The sequence below is a fragment of the Mycobacterium sp. NTMscope_MAC_269 genome, assembly GCF_976985695.1.
The window spans coordinates 4900810-4924292 of the sequence record NZ_OZ335668.1; the positions used below are offsets into that span (position 1 = coordinate 4900810).

At 68.4% G+C, this 23483-nt stretch carries 17 protein-coding genes and 1 pseudogene; 11 read left to right on the top strand and 7 right to left on the bottom strand.

The window, feature by feature from the left end:
* Nucleotides 1–112 precede the first annotated feature (112 nt).
* From ACZ50Z_RS23280 to eccA2, 5 genes are all read left to right on the top strand, one after another.
* The gene (locus ACZ50Z_RS23280) at nucleotides 113–1138 is read left to right on the top strand and encodes a MinD/ParA family ATP-binding protein (protein ID WP_464485667.1); all 1026 of its coding nucleotides are present in this window, start codon (nucleotides 113–115) and stop codon (nucleotides 1136–1138) included.
* On the top strand, nucleotides 1135–2664 hold the full coding sequence (gene eccD, locus ACZ50Z_RS23285; RefSeq protein WP_464485668.1) for a type VII secretion integral membrane protein EccD: 1530 nt from the start codon (nucleotides 1135–1137) through the stop codon (nucleotides 2662–2664). The genes ACZ50Z_RS23280 and eccD overlap by 4 nt, the downstream gene beginning before the upstream one ends.
* On the top strand, nucleotides 2649–4310 hold the full coding sequence (gene mycP2 / locus ACZ50Z_RS23290) for a type VII secretion system ESX-2 serine protease mycosin MycP2 (RefSeq protein ID WP_464485669.1): 1662 nt from the start codon (nucleotides 2649–2651) through the stop codon (nucleotides 4308–4310). The genes eccD and mycP2 overlap by 16 nt, the downstream gene beginning before the upstream one ends.
* Nucleotides 4307–5929, top strand: a complete 1623-nt coding sequence (gene eccE / locus ACZ50Z_RS23295) for a type VII secretion protein EccE (RefSeq protein ID WP_464485670.1) — start codon at nucleotides 4307–4309, stop codon at nucleotides 5927–5929. The genes mycP2 and eccE overlap by 4 nt, the downstream gene beginning before the upstream one ends.
* A gap of 108 nt (nucleotides 5930–6037) precedes the next feature.
* Nucleotides 6038–7888: a type VII secretion system ESX-2 AAA family ATPase EccA2 gene (eccA2, locus tag ACZ50Z_RS23300; protein ID WP_464486370.1), complete on the top strand. Its 1851-nt coding sequence runs from the start codon at nucleotides 6038–6040 to the stop codon at nucleotides 7886–7888.
* 13 nt (nucleotides 7889–7901) lie between these two features.
* Here eccA2 and ACZ50Z_RS23305 read toward each other — a convergent pair whose 3' ends face one another.
* Together ACZ50Z_RS23305 and ACZ50Z_RS23310 are read right to left on the bottom strand one after the other, a co-directional pair.
* On the bottom strand, nucleotides 7902–8342 hold the full coding sequence (locus tag ACZ50Z_RS23305) for a nitroreductase family deazaflavin-dependent oxidoreductase (RefSeq protein WP_464485671.1): 441 nt from the start codon (nucleotides 8340–8342) through the stop codon (nucleotides 7902–7904).
* Between the two features lies 1 nt (nucleotide 8343).
* Entirely contained in the window at nucleotides 8344–9195 is an 852-nt protein-coding gene (locus ACZ50Z_RS23310) for an NAD(P)H-binding protein (protein WP_464485672.1), read from the bottom strand.
* 110 nt (nucleotides 9196–9305) lie between these two features.
* Between ACZ50Z_RS23310 and sigI the strand changes: the two genes are divergently transcribed.
* On the top strand, nucleotides 9306–10184 hold the full coding sequence (gene sigI, locus ACZ50Z_RS23315; RefSeq protein ID WP_464485673.1) for an RNA polymerase sigma factor SigI: 879 nt from the start codon (nucleotides 9306–9308) through the stop codon (nucleotides 10182–10184).
* Here sigI and ACZ50Z_RS23320 read toward each other — a convergent pair.
* Nucleotides 10181–11356: a MinD/ParA family ATP-binding protein gene (locus tag ACZ50Z_RS23320; RefSeq protein WP_464485674.1), complete on the bottom strand. Its 1176-nt coding sequence runs from the start codon at nucleotides 11354–11356 to the stop codon at nucleotides 10181–10183. The genes sigI and ACZ50Z_RS23320 overlap by 4 nt on opposite strands.
* 603 nt (nucleotides 11357–11959) lie before the next feature.
* Here ACZ50Z_RS23320 and gltB point away from each other — a divergent pair.
* Both gltB and ACZ50Z_RS23330 read left to right on the top strand, forming a co-directional pair.
* A complete protein-coding gene (gltB, locus tag ACZ50Z_RS23325) occupies nucleotides 11960–16543 on the top strand; it encodes a glutamate synthase large subunit (RefSeq protein ID WP_464485675.1) in 4584 nt (1527 codons plus the stop codon).
* Nucleotides 16536–18011: a glutamate synthase subunit beta gene (locus tag ACZ50Z_RS23330; protein WP_464485676.1), complete on the top strand. Its 1476-nt coding sequence runs from the start codon at nucleotides 16536–16538 to the stop codon at nucleotides 18009–18011. The genes gltB and ACZ50Z_RS23330 overlap by 8 nt, the downstream gene beginning before the upstream one ends.
* A gap of 393 nt (nucleotides 18012–18404) precedes the next feature.
* On the opposite strand, the gene ACZ50Z_RS23335 is transcribed toward ACZ50Z_RS23330, so the two are convergent.
* Nucleotides 18405–19256 carry an LLM class F420-dependent oxidoreductase gene (locus ACZ50Z_RS23335; protein ID WP_464485677.1) on the bottom strand — a complete coding sequence of 284 codons (852 nt, stop codon included), beginning with the start codon at nucleotides 19254–19256 and terminating at the stop codon, nucleotides 18405–18407.
* Between the two features lie 51 nt (nucleotides 19257–19307).
* Between ACZ50Z_RS23335 and ACZ50Z_RS23340 the strand changes: the two genes are divergently transcribed.
* Both ACZ50Z_RS23340 and ACZ50Z_RS23345 read left to right on the top strand, forming a co-directional pair.
* Nucleotides 19308–19748, top strand: a complete 441-nt coding sequence (locus ACZ50Z_RS23340) for a hypothetical protein (protein ID WP_464485678.1) — start codon at nucleotides 19308–19310, stop codon at nucleotides 19746–19748.
* Between the two features lie 32 nt (nucleotides 19749–19780).
* The gene (locus tag ACZ50Z_RS23345; RefSeq protein ID WP_464485679.1) at nucleotides 19781–20788 is read left to right on the top strand and encodes a PHP domain-containing protein; all 1008 of its coding nucleotides are present in this window, start codon (nucleotides 19781–19783) and stop codon (nucleotides 20786–20788) included.
* Between the two features lie 9 nt (nucleotides 20789–20797).
* Here the strand turns inward: ACZ50Z_RS23345 and ACZ50Z_RS23350 are convergent, their stop codons facing one another.
* On the bottom strand, nucleotides 20798–21268 hold the full coding sequence (locus ACZ50Z_RS23350; RefSeq protein ID WP_464485680.1) for a SpoIIAA family protein: 471 nt from the start codon (nucleotides 21266–21268) through the stop codon (nucleotides 20798–20800).
* A 170-nt stretch (nucleotides 21269–21438) separates the two neighbouring features.
* Here ACZ50Z_RS23350 and ACZ50Z_RS23355 point away from each other — a divergent pair.
* Nucleotides 21439–21564: pseudogene (locus tag ACZ50Z_RS23355) on the top strand (FAD-dependent oxidoreductase); the annotation flags it as partial.
* On the opposite strand, the gene dinB reads toward ACZ50Z_RS23355, so the two are convergent.
* The gene (gene dinB, locus ACZ50Z_RS23360; protein WP_464485681.1) at nucleotides 21561–22775 is read right to left on the bottom strand and encodes a DNA polymerase IV; all 1215 of its coding nucleotides are present in this window, start codon (nucleotides 22773–22775) and stop codon (nucleotides 21561–21563) included. The pseudogene ACZ50Z_RS23355 and the gene dinB overlap by 4 nt on opposite strands.
* 23 nt (nucleotides 22776–22798) lie before the next feature.
* Nucleotides 22799–23440, bottom strand: a complete 642-nt coding sequence (locus ACZ50Z_RS23365; protein WP_464485682.1) for a TetR/AcrR family transcriptional regulator — start codon at nucleotides 23438–23440, stop codon at nucleotides 22799–22801.
* Nucleotides 23441–23483 lie beyond the last annotated feature (43 nt).

Here is a 23483-nt window from a genome sequence, read left to right on the forward strand (position 1 = left end):
CGGATGCCGAAGTAACTTAGTTAACCAAAGTCTTGTAATAACAACGCCTGTCGCACTTGATGGGTTTCTGAACGGGTAAACGCGGTATCGCGAACCGTGTTAGCATCTCGTCGTGACGAGCCCTTGGAATGACCCGAATATGTCGGACGAAGGAGCGCTCAGACGGGGGGATCCGTCAGGGGGCAGCAACTTCCCGGATTCGGTATCCGACACGATGCGAATTACCGATCTGGCCGCGCCGCGAAAGATTCCACCGGGGTCGGGCTGGCGTAAATTCATTTACGCCATCTCATTTCGAAAAATAAATCCGGGCGAATCTCCCCGTGAACGGCACTACCGTGATTTACAAAACCGTATCCGCCGGCATATCCGACGGCAGTATGTGATCACCGTGGTCTCCGGCAAGGGTGGTGTCGGGGTCACGACGCTCGCCGCCTGCCTCGGTGGCGTGTTCCGGGAATGCCGCCCGCAGAACGTGATTGCGATCGACGCCGTCCCCGGTTTCGGCACCCTGGCCGACCGCATCGACGACTCCCCGCCCGGTGATTACACCGCCATCATCAACGACACCGATGTCCAGGGCTACGCCGACATCCGAGAACACTTGGGGCAGAACGCGATAGGGCTCGACGTGCTGGCCGGGAACCGGACCTCGGATCAACCCAGGCCGTTAGTGCCTGCGATGTTTTCCGGGGTGCTGTCGCGGCTGCGGCGCACCCACACGGTGATGATCGTCGACACCTCTCCCGACCTCGAACACGAAGTGATGAAGCCGGTATTGGAGAACACCGATACCCTCGTGTTCGTTTCGGGGATCACCGCGGACCGCTCGCGTCCGGTGCTGAGGGCGGTGGATTACCTGCGGTCGCAGGGCTACCACGAGTTGGTCTCGCGCAGCACCGTGATCGTGAACCACACCGACCAGATCACCGACAAGGATGCGCTGGCTTACCTGACCGAGCGGTTCACCAAGGTCGGGGCGACCGTCGAACCGCTACCGTTTGATCCGCACCTCGCCAAAGGCGGCATCATCGATACGGTTCACGAGTTGAAGAAAAAGACACGGTTGCGCCTTTTTGAAATCACCGCGGGCCTGGCCGACAAATACATTCCGGATGCCGAGCGGGCCGTACCGTGACCTCGCCGCATAAGGTCGCTTTTCCGGCGCGTTGTGCGGTCAATATTTCGTACGAGAAGCATCTCTGTTCCCAAGTTTTCCCCGCCGGAATTCCGATGGAGGGATTCTTCGAGGGAATGGTCGAGCTGTTCGATGCAGACCTGAAGCGCAAAGGTTTCGACGGCATTTCGTTGCCGGCGGGCAGCTACGAACTCCACAAGATCAATGGGGTCCGGCTCGATATCAATAAGAGCCTCGACGAGCTGGGCGTCCAGGACGGCGACACCCTGGTGCTGGTGCCCAGGGTCGACGGGGAGTCGTTCGAGCCGCAGTACGAGTCCCTGTCGACGGGGCTGGCCGCCATGGGCAAGTGGCTGGGCCGCGACGGCGGCGACCGGATGTTCGCGCCGGTGACACCGCTGACGGCCGCGCACACGGCGGTCGCGGTCATCGCGATGGCGGTCGCGGTGGTGGTGGCCCTGACGCTGCGGGCACGGACCTTCACCGACGGGCCGGTCCCGGCGGCGGTGGCGGGCGGGGTCGGTGTCCTCCTGGTCATCGCGACGCTGGTGGTGCGAAGCGGATGGCGCGAGCGGCGCGATCTGTTCAGCGGGTTCGCCTGGCTCGCGGTGGCCTCGCTGGCCGCCGCCGGTGCCTGCGCGCCGCCGGGCGTGCTCGGCGCAGCACACGGGCTGATCGGCGCCGTGGCGGTGGTCCTGGGTGCCGTCGCCATCGGGGTGACGGCGCGCAACCGGTGGCAGACCGCGGTGGTCACCGCCGTGGTGACGGTGTGCGGCGTCCTGGCCGTCGTTGCCGCCGTCCGGATGTTCCGCCCGGCCTCGGCGCAGGTGCTCGCGGTCTGTGTGCTGGTCGGCTTGCTGGTCCTGGTCCGAATGGCCCCGCTGATCTCGTTGTGGGTGGCCCGGGTCCGGCCGCCGCATTTCGGATCGATCACCGGACGGGACCTCTTCGCCCGGCGCGAGGGGATGCCGGTCGACACCGTGTCCCCGGTCAGCGAGGACGAATCCGAGGACGAGGACAACGAATTGACCGACATCACCGCGCGCGGCGCCGCGATCGCCGCCTCGGCGCGCTTGGTCAACGCGGTCCAGGTGGGTCTGTGCGTCGGGGTATCGATCGTGTTACCGGCCGCGGTGTGGGGCGTGCTGACGCCGGGCCGCCCGTGGGCGTGGCTGGCGCTGGTGGTGGCCGGCCTGGTGGTGGGGATCTTCATCACCCAGGGCCGCGGATTCGCCGCCAAATACCAGGCCGTCGCGCTGGTCTGCGGGGCGTCGGCCGCGGTGTGCGCGGGCGTGATCAAATACGCCGTCGCCGGGTCCCACGACGCGATAACGGGATTGCTGTGGCCGGTGGTGGCGGTCGCGATATTCGCCGGATTGGGTTTGGCCGCAGCACTTTTGGTGCCGGCCATGCGGTTCAGGCCGTTCATCCGGTTGACCGTGGAATGGGTGGAAGTGCTCGCATTCATCGTCCTGCTGCCGGCGGCGGCAGCCCTGGGAGGGCTCTTCACGTGGATTCGCCACTGAGAACCGCTGCGGCGCTGACCGCCGCCGTGACCCTGGTCGCGTTATCCGCCAATATTCCTGCCGCACACGCGATCACACCACCGTCGGTGGATCCGGGCATGGTGCCACCGGACGGGCCGCCGCGGCCCGATCAGCCGATGCGCCGCGCCAACAGCTGCTCGTCGCCGATTATCGTGCGCAACCCCGATGTGGCGCAGATGGCTCCGGGGTTCAACCTGCTCAACATCACCAAGGCGTGGCAATACAGCACCGGCAACGGCGTGCCCGTCGCGGTCATCGACACCGGGGTGACGCCCAACCCGCGGCTGCCGGTGGTGCCCGGTGGCGACTACATCATGGGTGAGGACGGCCTGTCGGACTGCGACGCCCACGGCACCATCGTCAGCTCGATCATCGGCGCTGCGCCCCAAGGGATTTTACCGATGCCCCGGCCGATGCCGGCCACCCCGGCGTTCCCGCCGCCGGCGGGACCGCCGCCGGTCGCCGGGGCGCCTCCGCCGCCGGTCGAGGTGCCGCCCCCGATGGCGCCGCCGCCCCCGCCGCCGCCGGTGACGATCACGCAGGTCCTTCCGCCGCCCCCGCCGCCGCCCCCGCCCCCGGAGGGCGGCGGGGCCACCGCCGCGTCGAACGGGCCCCCCGATCCGCAGACCGAGGAAGAACCTGCGGTGCCGCCGCTTCCCCCGGGAGCGCCCGACGGGGTGGTCGGGGTCGCCCCGCACGCCACGATCATCTCGATCCGGCAGTCCTCCCGGGCTTTCGAACCGGTCAACCCGCCGCCGGGGGATCCCAACTCCGACGAGAAGGTCAAGGCAGGCACGCTGAATTCGGTTGCGCGCGCGGTGGTTCACGCCGCGAACATGGGCGCGAAGGTGATCAACATCTCGGTCACCGCCTGCCTGCCCGCGGCGGCCCCGGCCGATCAGCGAGCCCTGGGCGCGGCGCTGTGGTACGCGGCCACCGCCAAGGACGCCGTGATCGTGGCCGCCGCCGGCAATGACGGGGAAGCCGGCTGCAACAACAACCCGATGTATGACCCGCTCGACCCGTCGGACCCACGGGACTGGCATCAGGTCAAAGTCGTCTCGGCGCCGTCGTGGTTTTCCGATTACGTCCTGTCGGTGGGCGCCGTCGACGCCAGTGGCGCCGCGCTGGACAAGAGCATGTCGGGACCGTGGGTCGGCGTCGCCGCACCCGGGACCCACATCATGGGTCTGTCGCCCCAGTTCGGCGGCATCCCGGTCAACGCCTACCCGCCGTCGCGGCCGGGCGAGAAGAACATGCCGTTCTGGGGAACCAGCTTCTCGGCGGCCTACGTCAGCGGCGTCGCGGCGTTGGTGCGCGCGAAGTACCCCGATCTCAGTGCGCACCAGGTGATCAATCGGATCGTGCAGTCGGCCCACAATCCGCCCGCAGGCGTCGACAACAAGGTCGGCTACGGGCTGGTGGACCCCGTCGCCGCGTTGACCTTCAACATCCCGCCGGGTGACCGGATGCCGCCCGGCGCACAAAGCCGGGTCATCACCCCGGCGGCGCCGCCTCCGCCGCCCGACCACCGGGCGCGCAACATCGCCATCGGATTCCTGGGAGTGGTCGCCGCCGGCGTTCTCGTGTTCGCGATCTCGGCGCGCTTGCGGAGGGCGCGATGAGGCCCAACCTCACCGGGTTCAGCCGCGGCAGCAATCGCCGGGTTGTCGGGGTGTGGGTGGTGTTCGTGCTCGCGCTCGCGAGTTGGCTGCTGGCCGGCTACATCGGCGCCGCGGTCGCGGTGGTGGTGGGCGTGGCGCTGGTGTTCGTGCGCTGGTGGGGCCAGCCGGCGTGGTCGTGGGCGGTGCTGTGGCGGCGCGGGCGGCGTCCGATCGAGTGGTCGGCACCAATCACCGTGGCCAACAACCGGTCCGGTGGCGGCGTGCGCGTGCAGGACGGCGTCGCCGTGGTCGCGGTGCAACTGCTCGGCAGAGCGCATCGAGCCACCATGGTGACCGGTTCGGTGACCGTCGAGACGGACAACGTGCTCGACGTCGTCGAATTGGTGCCGATGCTGCGCCAAGCCCTGGGTCTGCAGCTCGACTCGATCAGCGTCGTCAGCATAGGTTCGAGGCACGGAACCGTCGGCGACTATCCGCGGGTGTATGACTCGGAGATCGGCACCCCGCCGTACGCGGGCCGGCGCGAAACGTGGCTGATCATGCGGCTGGCGGTGCTCGACAACGCTCACACGCTGGTGTGGCGCACCACGGTCGGCGCGGCGGCGATCTCGGTCGCACAGCGCATCGCGGGTCTGCTGCGCTGCGAAGGGTTGCGGGCCAAGGTCGCCACGGCCACCGATTTGGTCGAACTCGATCGACGGCTCGGCTGGGACGCGGTGTCGGGACCGGCGCAGCGATGGAAGGCCATCCGCGGGGAAGCGGGCTGGCTGACCACCTATGCCTATCCGGCCGAGGCGATCACGTCGCGCAACCTGTCTCAGGCGTGGACGCTGCGCGCGGACGAGGTCATCCAGAACGTGACGGTGTATCCGGACGCGCAGTGCACCGCCACGATCACCGTGCGCACACCGACACCCGCGCCCACGCCGCCCAGCGTGATCTTGCGCCGGCTCAACGGCGAGCAGGCCGCCGCGGCGTCGGCCAACATGTGCGGCCCGAGACCGCACCTGCGCGGAATCCGGCGCAGCCCGCTGCCCGCGGAGCTGATCACCGAGATCGGGCCCTCGGGCGTGTTGATCGGGAAACTCAGCAACGGCGACCGGCTGCTGGTGCCCGTCACCGACGCCGGTGAGCTCTCGCGCGTATTCGTCGCCGCCGACGACCCGATCGCCAAGCGGATCGTGATCCGCACCGCGGGCGCCGGGGAACGAGTCTGCGTGCACAGCCGCGACATGTCGCGCTGGGTCAGCGTGCGAATGCCGGAGATCAGCGTCGTCAACGGCTCGCGCCCGGCGCCGCGCACCACGGTCAGCGTGGTCGAATACGCCGCGCGACGGGGCAGAGACGGCAACGGGACGCCCGAAGCCGGGGTCCCCGACATCCGGGACGCCGCGATCTCGCCCACCCCGCGGCCGGCGACGGTGATCACCATCGCGCCCGCCGGCATCAGGCTCTCCGAGGGGCAACGCCACGGCTTCGAGGTGATCATCGAGCAAGTCGGCCCCTCGGTGGTGAATGTCAGTGCCGCGGGGGAGAATTGGCTTGCCGAGATGGACATGTTCCGCGCCGAGCACCGCTACGTCAGCCTGGATCCGGTCACCATGTCGGTCGGCACGTAGAAGTTCGTAACGCGAGTTTGAGGCATAGTTTGATGAGCGCACGTCGCGGCAGCTCGGTCCGGCCCGGGGCGGCTGCCCGCAACCCCGGTGACCACGGTGGCGCTCGTGATGGGGGATGTGATGGGTGATTTACAAACGGCCCGAAGGCATTTCGACCGGGCCATGGGGATCAAGAGCCGGCAGGGCCGGGCCGCGGCCCTGCCGGAGTTCGTTGCCGCCACCGATGCCGACGCGTCGATGGCCGATGCGTGGCTGGGGCGCATCGCGTGCGGCGACAGCGACCTGGCCTCGTTGCGGCATCTGTATGGCAGCAGCGAATGGCTGCACCGTGAGACCACGCGGATCGGGCAGACGCTGGCCGCCGAGATCCAGCTGGGCCCCTACATCGGAATCACGGTCACCGACGCGTCGCAGGTCGGGCTGGCGCTCGCGTCGGCTCTGACGATCGCCGGGGAGTACGCCGAGGCCGACCGGCTGCTGGCCAACCGCGACCTGCTGGACTCCTGGACCAACTACCAGTGGCACCAGCTGGCCCGCACGTTCCTGATGTACCGGACGCAGCGCTGGCCGGACGTCCTGCTCGCCGCCGCCGAGGAGCTGCCCGCGCAGGCGATCGTCATGTCGGCTGTGACAGCGTCGATTTGCGCACTGGCCGCGCACGCCGCCGCCCACCTGGGACAGGGCCGGGTCGCGCTGGACTGGCTGGACCGCGTCGACGTGATCGGGCACACCCAGTCGTCGTCCCGGTTCGACGCCGACGTGTTGACCGCCTCGATCGGGCCGGCCGACATTCCGCTGCTCGTCGCCGACCTTGCGTACGTGCGCGGGATGGTGCACCGCCAGCTGCGCGAGGAGGACAAGGCCCAGATCTGGCTGTCCAGGGCCACCATCAACGGGGTCCTGACCGCGGCGGCCAAGGAAGCGTTGGCCGACCCGAACCTGCACCTGGTGGTCACCGACGAAGAGACCATCGACAGCCGCACCGATCGTTGGGACGCCTCGTCGGCCAAGAGCCGCGACGAACTCGACGACGACGCCACCGCCGACCGGCGGGCCGAGCTGCTTGCCGAGGGACGCAAGCTGCTGGCGAAGCAGGTGGGGCTGGCCGCCGTCAAGCAAGCCGTCGCGGCGCTGGAGGACCAGCTCGAAGTGCGGATGATGCGCCTCGAGCACGGCCTGCCCGTGGAGGGCCAGACCAACCACATGTTGCTGGTCGGGCCGCCCGGCACCGGTAAGACGACCACCGCGGAGGCGCTGGGCAAGATCTACGCCGGCATGGGAATCGTGCGCCACCCCGAGATCCGGGAGGTGCGCCGTTCGGATTTCTGCGGCCACTTCATCGGGGAGTCGGGACCCAAGACCAACGAACTGATCGAAAAGTCGCTCGGCCGAATCATTTTCATGGACGAGTTCTACTCGCTGATCGAACGCCATCAGGACGGCACGCCCGACATGATCGGCATGGAGGCCGTCAACCAGTTGCTCGTGGCGTTGGAAACGCACCGGTTCGACTTCTGTTTCATCGGCGCGGGTTATGAAGACCAGGTCGACCAATTCCTCACCGTGAACCCGGGTTTGGCCGGCCGGTTCAACCGCAAGCTGCGTTTCGAGTCCTACTCGGCGGCGGAGATCGTCGAGATCGCTCACCGCTACGCGACACCGCGCGCCAGCCTGCTCGACGATGGCGCACGCGAGACGTTCCTGGACGCGGCCACGACCATCCGCAACTACACCACCCCGGGTGGGCGCCACGGCATCGACGCCATGCAAAACGGTCGGTTCGCCCGCAATGTCGTCGAACGTGCCGAGGGCTTCCGCGACACCCGGGTGGTCGCGCAAAAGCGTGCGGGTCAACCGGTGACGGTCGAGGACCTGCAGATCATCTCCGCCGAGGACATCGAGGCGGCGGTGCGCAGCGTGTGCTCGGACAACCGTGACATGGCCGCCATCGTCTGGTGATGCGGGCGGGCGACTACGCCGGCTCGAAGCGAAACACGGCGAGCCGTCCCGCCAGGGCCTCGAATTCGTCGGCCGTCCCGTCGCGCACCATGCCCGAGCGTTTCGCGAACGCCACGCCGACCGGCACTTTGGCGGGGAACTCCCGCAGCACCGGCCGCGCCTCGCCCGCGGACAGTTCGACGATCCGGACGCGGCGGGACCGTCGGCCCCGGCTCAGCGTGCCGGTGCCGGCCGCCCGGGCGTTGGCCGCCCAGTCGGCGCCGGGGTATCCGGCCACCACGTAGAGGCCGCCCTGGAAGTCGAACGGCGTCATTGGCGTGCTGCGCAATTGACCGGACTTGCGTCCGGGCACGGTGAGCACCATGGCCGGTCCGGTCGGGATGCCGAGCCGTTGGACCGCCATCATGAACCTGTTCATGGGCTTGAGGTAACGCGGGGGACGCGGTTCGGTCATCTCAGATTCCTACTTTCTCGTTGTCGAACACGACGCGGTGTTCGGAGACCCAGTGCGCGAACGGAACTGGCGGCCGGCCGAGGATCTTCTCCACGTCGTGGGTGACCAGGGCGGGCCTGTCGAGCGTCTCGGTGAGCATGGCGATGTAGGCGTCGGCGAATCCGGCGCCGAACCCCAACCCGGTAAACCGTTGCCGCACCGCCTCAGCGGGGATCTCGCGGTACTGCAGCGGCCGTCCCAGCACGCCACCGATGACCTCCACCAGCTCCGAATTGGTGAACGCCCGTGGGCCCGTCAGCGGGATCCGCTGTCCGACAAGCTCGTCGGTGAGCATCGCGTGCGCGGCAACCGCGGCGATGTCCGTCTCGACGATCGGCGCTGTCGACGCCGCAGCGTACGGCCCCGCGACGACGTCGCCGGCGCGCAGCTGCGCGGACCACATGCCGGCGAAAGTCGACGCGAACACGCTGGGCCGCAGGCTCACCCAGGCCAGGCCGGAGTCGACGGCGAGTTGTTCGACCTCCTTGTTGCGGTCACCGCGAAACCGGGACGGCTGACGGGAGACGTCGTCGTCGGCATTGATCGCCGACAAGGCGACCAGCTTGGTGACACCGGCGCGGCCGCATTCGGCCACCACTTCTTCGAGTCGCCCGCCCAGCGCACGGGAGTTCAGGAAGACCGCCGACGCGCCCGAAAGCGCTGCGGTCGCCGAATCGAACACCTCGACATCGGGGGGAAACCCGGCCGATCCCGGTTGTCGGCTGAGCGCGCGAACGCGCGCTCCTGCGGCACGCAGGTCCGCGACGAGCGGGCGCCCGACGTTACCGGTCGCGCCCGTGACGACGATTGTCATGGCATGGTTCCTTTCGTGGATTTGTCTACTGCTGCAAGGACGGGGCAAAGGGTGGGAAAGTTACACCGCAGAACGTGTAACTTTTTGCGGTAACAGATCGTCGAAGAGTCATGAACCAGTCGCCGTCAGCCAGCGACCAGGTCGCCGAGGCCTGGCGTCGCCACCGCCCCTATCTGGTCAACCTCGCCTACCAGATGCTGGGGGACGTCGGCGACGCGGAAGACGTTGCGCAGGAGGCGTTCCTGCGGCTCTCACGCGCCGAGATCAGCGCCATCGAGGATGTCCGGGGCTGGCTTACGGTGGTGGCGAGCCGGCTCTGCCTCGACCAGGTGCGCTCGGCCCGCGCCCGTTACGAACGCCCGGGCGACATCGAGGACCAGCCGGCCCCGCGCCAGTGGAACCCGGCCGACCGGATCACCCTCGACGACGAGATCCGCAGCGCACTTTTGGAAGTCCTGCGCCGGCTCAGCCCCGGTGAGCGGGTCAGTTTCGTGCTGCACGACGTGTTCGGCGTGCCGTTCGACTCGATCTCGCAAACCGTGGGCCGCCCGGTCGGCACCTGTCGCCAGCTGGCGCGGCGGGCGCGGGCAAAATTCGTTGCGGCGCAACCTAATATGGGTTCCGTGGCGGAGGCCGAGCATCAGCTCGTCACGGAGAAATTCATCACAGCGTGCGCGAACGGCGACCTCGCCGGGCTGGCCGCCGTCCTCGATCCGACGGTGTGGGGCGTGGGCACGATCCTCGCCGACCCTGCGCCGCCACCGCAGGTCAACCACGGCCCCGACGCGGTGGCCACCAACCTCCTGCGCTACCTGTGGCCGGACGTGACGCTGGTCAGCGGTCCGGTCGGGGCGCCGGTGTTGCTGGCCTTCAGCGACCGCCGCCTGTTCGCCGTCATCGTGCTGACGATCCGCGGGGCGCGCGTGGTCAAAATCGAGGCCATCGCCGACCCGGCGGCGCGAGCGGGGAACGGCGCCGAGAAGGCCTAGTTCTGTTGGTCTTTCGGCCCTCGGTCGCCGGAGCGGTGGGGCCGCGCCGCGAAATAGCCGGCGATCGTCGCCGTGATCTCGAGGAACTTGCGCCGCGTGGCCGGGGCCATTTCCCGGGCCACGTCGATGACCCCGCCGGGCCGCAGGTGCGGGTCGAACGGCACCTCGATGACCGGCCGCCCGTGATCGGTGAATTCGCGGGCGAGCAGCGCGCGGGTGCGTTTGTCGGCGTGGCCGTCGGAATCGTTGAGCACCACGATGCTGTGGCCCAGCAGCGTCGTCAGGCCCTGATCGGCCAGCCACTCCATGGTTCGTGCGGCGGCCGACGCGCCGTCGGCCCAGGGCGAGGACACCACGATCAGGGCATCCAGATCCCGCAGCACCTCCTGGGTGAGGGGCGAATCCATCGTCGAACCGCAGTCGATGACCGAGATCGTGAAATGGCGATCCAGTCGCAGCGCGGCCTCCCGGTAGATCGCGGGATCGAGCACGCGGCGGGGGCCGGACGCCGGTTCGCCCGCGAGCACGTGCAGGCCCGCGGGATTGCAGCCCAACCGCGCCACCACATCGTCGAAGGACCGCAGGTTCTTGTCGGCGGTGAGCTCCCAGAACGAGCGCGTCGATCCCGGATCGATGCGGCTGCTGAGCCGCCCGAAGGCGGTATCCGCGTCGATCGCCACGACGTGGTCTTGCCGGCGGAGTTGGGCGAACAATGAGCCGACGCTGGCGGCCACCGACGTCTTGCCCACGCCCCCTTTGCCCAGCACGCCGACCTTGTAGTTGCCGTGCAGGCGGGTCTGGATGGCCGCCTCGAATTGGGCCTCCTGAAGCTGGGCGGGCGACGGGCCCAGGGCGATCAAGCCGAAAGTGGCGATCCGCAGGACGCGTCGCCAACCGCGGTCGGGGAGTTCCTGGGGCGGCGCGGCCGTCGGGGCCGGTTGCTGCGGCGCTGCGGGCGGTGGCCGGAAGGACGGCGCGGCGGGGGTAGGCGGTGGCGGGGGCGCCGGCGCCCAGCCCTGCGGGGGCGCGGGCGGGCGGGGAGCGGACGGCGGAGCCGGTGGCCGCGCGGCGGGAGGCGGCCCGTGCGGAGGGGGACCGGGCGGGCGGGCCGCCGCGGCGCTCGGCCGCTCGGGCTGCAGACGGTCCCGCAGGAATTCGTCGCGCTCGTTCATGGGCTCCTCAGCGCCGTGTTACGTGATAAACGCCACGGTCCGGCGGGCGACGCCGGGCGTGGCCGATACCGGTCCAGTATCTCCTCAGGCGGCCGGTGTGAAAATCGGCAAACCCGGATCGGCTCGGCACGGGATCGGTAGGGGGCCGCGAGCGCGGCGATGAGCACGTCCGTCCCGGCCTTCACCGCACCTGCGCCGGGCCCGGGGCCCGCCTTGCAGCAAACTTGTTGGGGGGAGTTGTCCGAGGGGGCGAGCGCCCGGACGCGACCCCGCGGTGGCGGGAAAGCGCGGGCCCGGACGGCGGCGCGGCAATATGGCCGATCAGCGGCGACAGCGAAATTTATGAGGGCGCCCGCCGACGGTTTAGACTTGGACGAAGTTGGCATGTCAGGCGGGTATTGTCATATCGTTTTACGACTTGTCGAGACCGGTTCCAGGCCACCGTTCAGAGCTGCACGGACATCCCGAACAGGATCATCTCCGCCTGGGGCACAGCCTATCGAGACAAGACCGAAGGGGTTTAACCCGCAACGTCCGGGTGCGACCTCATCGGGGCCGCTGCTAACGGCCGCGCAGAACGTTCAGGTGAAGGGTCAGGTGCATATGACGCCCAAGCGCGTCGGGTTATACAACCCCGCGTTCGAGCACGACGCGTGCGGGGTAGCCATGGTCGTCGACATGCACGGCCGTCGCAGCCGCGACATCGTCGACAAGGCAATCACCGCGCTGCTCAACCTCGAACACCGGGGTGCCCAGGGCGCCGAGCCGCGCAGCGGTGACGGCGCCGGCATCATGCTCCAGGTTCCCGATGCCTTCCTTCGCGAGGTCGTGGACTTCGAGTTGCCGCCGGCGGGCAGCTACGCCACCGGCATCGCCTTCTTGCCGCAATCGTCCAAGGACGCCGCGACCGCATGCGCCGCGGTGGAGAAGATCGCCGAGGCCGAGGGCCTGACGGTGCTGGGCTGGCGCAACGTCCCCACCGACGACTCGTCGCTGGGTGCGCTGTCGCGCGACGCCATGCCCACCTTCCGGCAGGTGTTCATGGCCGGGGCCTCCGGCATGACCCTGGAGCGCCGCGCCTACGTGATCCGCAAGCGCGCCGAGCACGAACTGGGCACCAAGGGCCCGGGCCAAGACGGCCCCGGCCGCGAAACCGTGTACTTCCCCAGCCTTTCGGGTCAGACGCTGGTCTACAAGGGCATGCTGACCACCCCGCAGCTCAAGGCGTTTTACCTTGACCTGCAAGACAATCGGCTGACCAGCGCGCTAGGAATCGTGCATTCCCGGTTCTCCACCAACACTTTTCCGTCGTGGCCGCTGGCGCATCCGTTCCGCCGCGTCGCCCACAACGGTGAGATCAACACCGTCACCGGCAACGAGAATTGGATGCGGGCCCGCGAGGCGTTGATCAAGACCGACGTCTTCGGCTCGGAAGCCGACGTCGAGAAGTTGTTCCCGATCTGCACCCCGGGAGCCTCCGACACCGCGCGCTTCGACGAGGCGCTCGAACTGCTCCACCTGGGCGGGCGCAGCTTGGCCCACGCCGTGTTGATGATGATTCCCGAGGCGTGGGAGCGCAACGAGTCGATGGACCCCGCGCGCCGGGCGTTCTACCGCTACCACGCCTCGCTGATGGAGCCGTGGGACGGACCGGCGTCGATCACCTTCACCGACGGCACCATCATCGGCGCGGTGCTCGACCGTAATGGCTTGCGCCCCTCGCGGATCTGGGTCACCGAAGACGGTTTGGTGGTGATGGCGTCTGAGGCCGGCGTGCTGGACCTGGACCCGGCCAAGGTGGTGCGCCGGATGCGGCTGCAGCCCGGCCGCATGTTCCTGGTGGACACCGCGCAGGGCCGCATCGTCGATGACGAGGAGATCAAAGCGGAGCTGGCCGCCGAGCACCCCTATCAGGAGTGGCTGGACAAGAATCTGGTCCCGCTGGACGACCTGCCGCAGGGGCACTACAAGCGGATGCCGCACGACCGACTGGTCAAGCGCCAGCAGACATTCGGCTACACCTACGAGGAACTCAACCTGCTGGTGGCGCCGATGGTGCGCAGCGGCGCCGAACCGATCGGCTCGATGGGAACCGACACCCCGGTCGCGGTGCTCTCGCAGCGGCCCCGGATGCTCTACGACTACTTCCAGCAGCTCTTCGCGCAGGTGACCAACCCGCCGCTGGACGCCATCCGCGAGGAGGTGGTGACCAGCCTGCAGGGCACCACCGGCGGCGAGCGTGACCTGCTCACCCCGACCGAGCTCTCGTGTCACCAGATCGCGCTGCCGCAGCCGATCCTGCGCAACCGGGAGCTGGCGAAGCTGATCAACCTCAACCCGGACGACGAGGTCAACGGCCGCCCGCATGGCATGCGGTCCAAGGTGATTCGCTGTCTGTATCCGGTGGCCGAAGGTGGCGCCGGACTGGCCGCCGCCCTCGAGGACGTGCGGGCGCAGGCATCGGCGGCGATCGCCGACGGCGCGCGGGTGATCATCTTGTCCGACCGCGAATCCGACGAGCAGATGGCACCCATTCCGTCGCTGCTCGCGGTGGCCGGGGTGCACCACCACCTGGTGCGCGACCGGACGCGGACCCACGTCGGTCTGGTGGTGGAGACCGGTGACGCCCGCGAGGTGCACCACATGGCCGCGCTGGTCAGCTTCGGCGCCGCGGCGATCAACCCGTACCTGGCGTTCGAGTCGATCGAAGACATGCTCGACCGGGGCGTCATCGAGGGCATCGACCGCAAGACGGCGCTGAACAACTACATCAAGGCGGCCGGCAAGGGTGTGCTGAAAGTGATGTCCAAGATGGGCATTTCGACGCTGGCCTCCTACACCGGCGCGCAGTTGTTCCAGGCGGTCGGGATTTCCGAGGATGTGCTCAGCGAATACTTCACCGGGCTGAGCTGTCCCATCGGCGGAATCACCCTGGACGACATCGCCGCCGACGTCGCCGCCCGCCACGCGCTGGCCTACCTGGACCGCCCGGGCGAACGCGCCCACCGCGAGCTCGAGGTCGGCGGGGAATACCAGTGGCGCCGCGAGGGCGAGTACCACCTGTTCAACCCCGAGACCGTCTTCAAGCTGCAGCACGCGACGCGCACCGGCCAGTACAAGGTGTTCAAGGACTACACCCGGCTGGTCGACGACCAGAGCGAGCGCATGGCGTCGCTGCGCGGCCTGCTCCGGTTCCGCGGCGGTGTACGGGAGCCGATTCCGCTCGACGAGGTCGAGCCCGCCAGCGAAATCGTCAAACGCTTCTCCACCGGGGCGATGAGCTACGGCTCGATCTCCGCGGAGGCGCACGAGACGCTGGCCATCGCGATGAACCGGCTGGGCGGACGGTCCAACAGCGGCGAGGGCGGCGAGGACGTCAAGCGCTTCGACCGCGACCCCGACGGGGCATGGCGGCGCAGTGCGATCAAGCAGGTCGCCTCCGGGCGGTTCGGCGTCACCTCGCACTACCTGACGAACTGCACCGACATCCAGATCAAGATGGCCCAGGGTGCGAAACCCGGTGAAGGCGGCCAGCTTCCGGGGCACAAGGTGTACCCGTGGGTCGCCGAGGTCCGCCACTCCACCCCCGGCGTCGGCCTGATTTCGCCGCCGCCGCACCACGACATCTACTCCATCGAGGATCTGGCACAGCTGATCCACGACCTGAAGAACGCCAACCCCGCGGCGCGTGTGCACGTCAAGCTGGTCTCCGAGAACGGCGTCGGCACGGTGGCGGCAGGCGTGTCCAAGGCCCACGCGGACGTGGTCTTGATCTCCGGGCACGACGGCGGCACCGGCGCGACCCCGATGACCTCGATGAAGCACGCCGGGGCGCCCTGGGAGCTGGGGTTGGCCGAGACACAGCAGACGTTGCTGCTCAACGGATTGCGCGACCGGATCGTGGTCCAGGTCGACGGGCAGCTCAAGACGGGTCGCGACGTGATGATCGCCGCGCTGCTCGGCGCCGAGGAATTCGGCTTCGCCACCGCGCCGCTGGTGGTGTCCGGCTGCATCATGATGCGGGTCTGCCACCTCGACACCTGCCCCGTCGGCGTGGCCACCCAGAACCCGGTGCTGCGCGAACGTTTCACCGGCAAGCCCGAGTTCGTCGAGAACTTCTTCATGTTCATCGCCGAAGAAGTCCGTGAATACATGGCGCAGTTGGGATTCCGCACCCTCAACGAGGCCGTCGGCCAGGTCAAGGCGTTGGACACCACGCTGGCGCGGGCCCACTGGAAGGCGCACCGGCTCGATTTGGACCCGGTCCTGCACGAGCCGGAATCGGCGTTCATGAACCAGGACCTGTACTGCACCTCGCGGCAGGACCACGGTCTGGACAAGGCGCTCGACCAGCAATTGATCGTGATGAGCCGCGAGGCGCTGGACTCGCAGAAGCCGGTGCGCTTCTCCACCACGATCAGCAACGTCAACCGCACGGTGGGCACCATGCTCGGCCATGAGGTCACCAAAGCCTATGGCGGTCAAGGGTTGCCGGACGGGACCATCGACATCACCTTCGACGGGTCGGCGGGCAACAGCTTCGGCGCGTTTGTGCCGCGGGGTATCACCCTGCGCGTCTACGGCGACGCCAACGACTACGTCGGCAAGGGTCTGTCCGGTGGCCGGATCGTGGTTCGTCCGTCGGACAACGCGCCGCAGGACTACGTGGCCGAGGACAACATCATCGGCGGCAACGTGATCCTGTTCGGCGCGACCAGCGGTGAGGCGTACCTGCGCGGTGTCGTCGGCGAGCGATTCGCGGTCCGCAACTCCGGGGCGCACGCCGTCGTCGAGGGCGTCGGTGACCACGGTTGTGAGTACATGACCGGCGGTAAGGTCGTCGTCCTCGGTCGCACCGGCCGTAACTTCGCGGCCGGCATGTCGGGCGGTGTGGCGTACATCTACGACCCGCACGGCGAACTGCCAGGAAATCTCAACGCGGAGATGGTCGAGCTCGAGAGCTTGGATGAAGATGACAACGAGTGGTTGCACGACATGATCCAGGCACACGTGGATGCCACGGATTCCGCTGTGGGACAGCGCATCCTGGGTGACTGGCCGGAACAGCGCCGGCAGTTCGCCAAGGTGATGCCGCGGGACTACAAGCGGGTGCTGCAGGCCATCGCCGACGCCGAACGCGACGGCATGGATGTCGACAAGGCGATCATGGCGGCCGCCCATGGCTGATCCGAGTGGCTTCCTGAAATACACGCACCGGGAATTGCCGAAGCGCCGGCCGGTCCCGCTGCGGTTGCGCGACTGGCGTGAGGTCTACGAAGAATTCGACAACGAGACCTTGCGCGAGCAGGCGACCCGCTGCATGGACTGCGGTATTCCGTTCTGTCACAACGGTTGCCCGCTGGGCAACCTGATTCCGGAATGGAATGACCTGGTCCGCCGGGACCAGTGGCGCGCCGCCATCGAGCGCCTGCACGCCACCAACAACTTCCCGGACTTCACCGGCCGGCTGTGCCCGGCGCCCTGTGAGCCGGCCTGTGTGCTCGGCATCAACCAGGATCCGGTGACGATCAAGCAGATCGAGCTGGAGATCATCGACAAGGCCTTCGACGAGGGCTGGGTGCGGCCGCTTCCCCCGGAGAAGCTGACCGGGAAAAAGGTCGCCGTGGTCGGTTCCGGGCCGGCGGGTCTGGCCGCCGCCCAGCAGCTGACCCGCGCCGGCCACAGCGTCACCGTCTTCGAGCGGGCCGACCGCATCGGCGGGCTGCTGCGCTACGGCATCCCGGAATTCAAGATGGAAAAGCGCGTCCTCGACCGCCGGCTGGACCAGATGCGGGCCGAGGGAACCGAATTCCGGGCGGGCGTCAACGTCGGGGTCGACATCACCGCGGAAGAGCTGCGCTCCGACTTCGACGCGGTGGTGCTGGCCGGCGGTGCGACCGCCTGGCGCGATCTGCCCGTTCCCGGCCGGGATCTGGACGGCATCCACCAGGCCATGGAGTTCCTGCCGTGGGGCAACCGGCAGGCGTTGGACGAGCTCGGCGAGGGCGAGGTCGACGCCGATGGGCAACCGCCGCTCACCGCCAAAGGCAAGAAGGTCATCATCATCGGCGGCGGTGACACCGGCGCCGACTGCCTGGGCACCGTGCATCGGCAAGGCGCCACCGAGGTGCACCAGTTCGAGATCATGCCGCGCCCACCCGAGACGCGCGCCCCGTCCACCCCGTGGCCGACCTACCCGCTGATGTACCGGGTCTCCGCGGCGCACGAAGAGGGCGGCGAGCGGGTGTTCTCCGTCAACACCGAGGAGTTCGTCGGTCAGGACGGTCGAGTGACGGCGCTCAAGGCGCACGAGGTCGCCATGGAAGGCGGCAAGTTCGTCAAGGTGGACGGTTCCGACTTCGAACTCGAGGCCGATCTGGTGTTGCTGGCGATGGGATTCGTCGGCCCCGAGAGGGAGGGCCTGCTCACCGAGCTCGGGGTCAAGCTCACCGAGCGCGGCAACGTCGCGCGAGGCGCCGACTTCGAGACGTCGGTTCCGGGCGTCTTCGTAGCCGGGGACATGGGTCGCGGCCAGTCATTGATCGTCTGGGCGATTGCTGAGGGCCGGGCGGCCGCGGCGGCGGCGGACCGGTTCATGATGGGTTCCACCGCGCTGCCGGCGCCCATCAAGCCGACCGCCGCGCCGCTTCAGTAGTAACACCAGTCACACCAGAAACACGCACCGGTTCGTTCGGCGAGTCTCCCGCAGTTTGCCAGATGCTGGGTGTCTAATAATTCTCTGTGAGCCCGCTCACAGGGGGGTCACCTTGTTTCCCGGATGGACGGACCGATCGCAGGAGTGGTTTTTGTGCATATCCACCCAGTTCCCCGCACGCGGATGGGGCGAATGGCCTGGTCATGGTTGCGCCACCCGGTAAAAAGTCGCGAGTTCCCCGCCAAGCACGAGCGGCTGGTAACTGCTCAGGATCTACTGCTCTTCGGCGCGTGACCGCCCCGCCGACGCCCTCGCGGGCGCTCGATGGGTTTGCTCGGCGCTGAGCGAACGGTATTTTCGCCTGAGCGCCGCGGGCGGACCCCGAAAACGGCGCTATCGGTCCAGTAACCCCGAATCGCGGATCGCCTCGGCGAGCGGTTCCAGCACCGCCGGGTCGTGCGGCGGGGGAAGGTAGACGATCCCGAGGTCGAGCCCTTCGGCGGCGAGCCCGGCCGCGTCGTCGACGACCTTCCCGTAGTCGAGATCCGGCTCGAGGCGCAGGTGCGCCGAGAGTGTGATCTCCTTCGGATCGCGGCCGATGTCCGCACAGTGCGAGGCGAGGACGTCGCGCTTGTGGGCGAAAACGTCGGGTGGGCCGCCGACGAAGTTCCAGTGCTGGGCGTAGCGGGCGGTGATCCGCAGTGTGCGCTTCTCCCCGCTGCCGCCGATGCAGATCGGGGGGTGCGGGCGCTGCGGCCCCTTGGGCTCGTTGCGGGCGCCCTTGAGCTGGTAGAACCGGCCTTGAAAATCGGAACAGTCGGTGGTCAAAAGGCGGGTCAGCACCTCGCACGCTTCCTCGAAGCGGTCGAAGCGTTCCTTGATGCTGCCCAGCTCGATGCCGTAGGCGCCGGATTCCTCTTCGTTCCATCCGGCGCCGATCCCCAGCTCGAGTCGCCCGTTGGAGATGATGTCCAGGGCGGCCGCCATGTTGGCCAGCACCGCGGGGTGGCGGTAGTGGATGCCGGTGACCAGGGTGCCCAGCCGCAGTCGCGTGGTGGCCTGCGCCAGCGCCGTCAGCGTCGTCCAACCCTCCAGGCAGGGCCCGCTGCTGTCGGAGAAGATCGGATAGAAGTGGTCGAACGTCCACCCGGATTCGTAGACGTCGATGTCGTCGGCCTCCTGCCAAACGGCCAACATCTGCTCCCAGGTGGTGTTCTGCGGGGAAGTCTTGAACGCGAATCGCATCTCCACGACGTTAGTCGGCCTTTATGAAGGGCAACTAAACTCAACCGCGCTATGACTACCGTTTGCGGCACCCTCGGCATCGACACCAAGATCACCCTGCTGGCGGCCGGCCTGATCTTCCTGCTCGCGCTCGTTCTCGGAATCTGGAAATACCGCGAGATGATGACCTCGGAGAACCATCTGGCGCACCCCTACGTCGACATCGCGCACCGGGCGGCGCTGCTGTACTCGTTCGCGACGCTGCTGCTCGCGGTCTTCGTGCAATACAGCGCCTGGCCGGTATGGGTGAACCTGGCGGCGGCCGGCGTCGTCATCTTCTTCTTCGTCGCGGCCATCGCCGCCTACATCACCCACGGAGCCCGGCGCGACACCGTCAACCAATTCGAGCACGCCGACCGGCGTACCGAACTGGCGATGGCCGCGCTGATCATCGGTGAGATCGGCGGTTTCGGTGTGCTGCTCGCCGGGTTCGTCGCCGGCCAGCTGCTGTAAGCCGAGGGCGCCGCGGCGGGCACACTGGAGTGATGGATCCGGTAGCGGCCCTGCGGCAGATCGCCTACTACAAGGACCGGAGCCGTCACGACCCCAGACGCGTGATGGCCTACCGCAACGCGGCCGACATCATCGAGGGGCTCGACGACGCGGCGCGGGAACGCCACGGCCAGTCCAACAGCTGGCAGACGTTGCCGGGCATCGGCCCCAAGACCGCCAAGGTCATCGACCAGGCGTGGTCCGGTCGAGAACCCGATCTGCTGGTCGAATTGCGTTCCACCGCAGAGGATCTCGGTGGCGGTGACATTCGTGCCGCGCTGCGTGGTGATCTACACCTGCACTCCAACTGGTCGGATGGTTCGGCGCCGATCGAGGAGATGATGGCCGCCGCGGCGGCGCTGGGTCACGAATATTGCGCGCTGACCGACCATTCGCCACGCCTGACCATCGCCAACGGTCTGTCGCCGGAGCGGTTACGCAAGCAGCTCGACGTGATCGACCGGCTGCAGGAACAGTTCGCGCCGATGCGCATCCTCACCGGCATCGAGGTCGACATCCTCGACGACGGCAGCCTGGACCAGGAACCCGAACTGTTGGAACGTCTCGACGTCGTGGTGGCCAGCGTGCACTCCAAGTTGTCGATGGATTCCGCCGCGATGACGCGGCGCATGCTGCGCGCGGTCGAAAACCCGAACGCCGACGTGCTCGGTCACTGCACCGGTCGGCTGGTGTCCGGAAACCGCGGCATCCGTCCGGAATCCAAGTTCGACGCCGAGGCAGTGTTCACGGCCTGCCGCGCGCACGGCACCGCGGTGGAGATCAACTCCCGACCGGAGCGGCGCGACCCGCCGTCCCGCCTGCTGAACCTGGCGCTAAAGATCGGTTGCGTGTTCACCATCGATACCGACGCGCACGCGCCCGGGCAGCTGGATTTCCTCGGCTACGGCGCCCAACGCGCGCTGGACGCCGGCGTTCCGGCCGATCGGATCGTGAACACCTGGCCGGCCGACCGGCTGCTGGAGTGGACGGAGTCGAACTGACCGCCGCGCTCAACGAGGCCCGCGACCGCTCTTGATGCCCGCCGAAATGACGTGTCCGCCAAGGCTTCCCGCCGCGGCGAGAGTGCCGCCGATAAAGGCCTTGGCCATGTCCCGCACTGGCACGGCGGCGCCGTGTGGGAGCGAGGCCAGCCAGGCGAGCGCGTCATCGCGTTTGTCGTTGTCATACACGCGCATCGGGCACGGCATCCACGCACTTATGCCGTGCGCGGGGGCCCGGATCCAATCGATGTCGCTCACGACAGCGCAGCCGTCGAGCAGCACCAGGTAGCTCAATCCCAGTCGTGTGTCCGCCCACAAGGCGCCCGGGGTGATGCGCTCGAAGCCCGGGCCGAACTGGTAGAGCAGCCGCATCCGGCCGCTCGTTCGTCGCGCCCGATCGACCAGCGGCGCAAACACCCGGTCGTAGTCGTCCGTGGTCACCGTCCCGACGGCCTCCAGGGCCTGAATGCCGTCAGGCACGCCCGCAAGTTGTTTCAGCACAAGGAGCCCCTTTCATTTCCCAGTGCAATTGTTGCCTAATGCTAGGATAGGGGCCGTTCGGCTGACGGGATAGGTACGCGCATGAGAGTCGTCGTTGTCGGCGCAGGACTTGCCGGCCTCACGGCGGGCGGTTCGCGCAGTTCCGCGCATCGCTGCCGCAAAGTCATGGCCGCGTGCGTTTCGTCGGCGCCGAACGCAGCAGCTGGCCGATCTTCATGGAAGGCGCCGTGGAAAGCGGCGAATTGGCGGCGCGTTCCCTCCTTGGTTCGGACTAGTCAGGCAGGTGTGGCGTCTCGAAGCCCGGGTCGCGGCCCAACAACACCGCCGGGGTCAGCGCCGACTTGCCGTAGCGCCGGCGCACCCGGTCGATGGCCGCGTCGATGTCGTCGCCGGCCGCGCGGCGGTTCGATTCGCCGAACGGCAGCATCAGCTGCTGAGCGCCGCTGCGGTCGATGCCCGACACCGCGAAGCCCACCAGCGTCAGGCCGCGCTGCGCGATCATCGGCGCCGCACCCGCGACCAGCCGCCGCGCGGCGGCCAGGATGGGCGCCGTGGACGACGTCGCCCACGCCATGGTGTGCGATCGGGTGGCGCGGCTGAAGTCGTCGAAGCGCAGCCGCAGCACCACCGTGCGACCCGTGCGGCCGGCCGCGCGCATGCGGCCGGTGATGCGGTCGATCAGGTTGACCACGACGGCATCAATCTCGTTGGGCGACATGGTGTTACCGGAGCGGCCCAGCGCCCGCTGGGCGCCGACCGAGCGGCGACGAATGCCGGTGGTCACCCGCCGGCGGTCGATATTGCGCGACAGCGCATACAGCTGGCGGCCCATCGCGCCACCCACCACCGAGCCCAGCGTCGACTCGCTGAGCTCGGCGACGTCGGCCACGGTCACGATCCCGTGCGCGTGCAGCTTTTCGGCCGTCACCGCCCCCACGCCCCACAGCCGGCGCACCGGCAGCGGCCGCAAAAACGTCAACTCCTGATCGGGCGGCACCAGCAGCAGCCCGTCGGGCTTGGCCTCCTGGCTGGCGACCTTGGCGAGGAACTTCGTCCGGGCGATCCCGACGGTGATCGGGAGCCCGACCCGCTCGCGCACATCGGCGCGCAGCCGCTCGGCGATCGTCACCGGCGTGCCGCTGACCCGGCGCAGCCCGCCGACGTCGAGGAAGGCTTCGTCGACCGACAGCGCCTCCACGATCGGGGTGCAATCGCGGAACACCTCGAAGACGGCGTCGCTGGCGCGGCTGTAGGCGCTCATCCGCGGCGGCACCACGACGGCGGCCGGGCACAGCCGCCGCGCCTGCGCCCCGCCCATGGCGGTGCGCACGCCGTAGGCCTTGGCCTCGTAGCTCGCGGCCAGGACCACGCCGCCGCCGACGATCACCGGGCGGCCGCGCAAGGTCGGGTCGTCGCGCTGTTCGACGGACGCGTAGAAGGAATCCAGGTCCGCGTGCAGGATGGACGCATCACACCGCACGAACATATGTTCGCACGAGGCTCCGACAGCTAGCCGGATTCGCCGTAGATGCTGCTCACCCAGATGTGTGTCAGGGTGTCGACGACCCGGTCCTCGTCGACCGAGGGCGTCTCGGCCGACAGTGCGGCCATCATCGTGCGCTCGTTCATCTGGTTCAGCGAGGTCGCCAGATCGGCGGCCGGAATGGTTTCGGGGGCGGCGCCGCGCGCCCGCTCGGCCGTGATCATGGCCGCCGTCTGGTCGATCCACTTTTGCATGAAGCCCAGCCACACCGCCCGCAGCTCCGAGCTGGTGGCCAACGCCTCGGTCGCGGCCCGCGCCAGCGCGCGGTGCGAGCTGAACGCGGCGAAGAACGCCTTGATGCCATTGCGCCACACCCGGCGCGGGTCGGTTGGCAGCCGCTGTACCGCCCCGTCGAACTCGGAGTCGGCGCGCGCGATGACCGGCTCGAGCAGCGAGATCAGCAGCGCCTCCTTGGACTTGAAATAGAAGTAGAAGGTCGGCCGCGACAGGCCGGCGCCCTTGGCCAGGTCGTCGACGGAGATACCGCCGAAGCCGCGCTCCTCCAGCAGCCGCTCGGCCGTCGCAAGGATCGCCTGCTCGCGGTCGTCCCCGGAGGGACGCATGGCTCGGCGGCCGCGCAAGGCGCGCGTCTGGCCTACGGTAGTCACGGCCGCTACTTTACACGGTGTCGAAAGTATCAACACTATGTTG